The organism is Spirochaeta dissipatitropha (assembly GCF_054657935.1).
Genome location: NZ_BAAHXT010000053.1, coordinates 1 through 455, shown reverse-complemented (window position 1 = coordinate 455; position 455 = coordinate 1). Strand labels below are relative to the sequence as shown.

Here is a 455-nt window from a genome sequence, read left to right as displayed (position 1 = left end):
GACCACAAGAACCTTCGCGACTCAGCACTCTATAAATAGGAAATCGACATGAATAATAATCAGGCAACCATTAATAAAATGACCACCATGCGACTACACGGAATGGCTCAAGCCTTCCGTGCCCTGCAGGAAACCGGGAAGAATATGAACATCACAACCGATGAAGCTATCACATACCTGATCGATGCCGAGTGGGATGAGAAACATAATCGACGTCTTGAGCGGCTTTCTAAAGCTGCCAGGTTCCGGTATACAGCCGCTATTGAGGACATCAATTTTGCTCTCGATCGCAATCTCGACAAGAACCAGATCCTGCGGCTGGCAGACTGTTCCTGGATTCCCAAAGGACAGGATGTGCTGATAACCGGTCCTACCGGCAGCGGTAAGAGCTACCTCGGATCAGCTCTGGGGCATCAGGCCTGCCAGTATGGCTACACAGTTGGCTATTATCCGGC

General features: G+C 50.1%; 1 protein-coding gene. It reads left to right on the top strand.

The features are described from left to right. Positions 1-48: 48 nt before the first annotated feature. Positions 49-455, top strand: a 407-nt coding sequence (locus ACYQ2L_RS17195) for an ATP-binding protein (RefSeq protein ID WP_460058356.1), incomplete at its 3' end; no start/stop codon positions are given.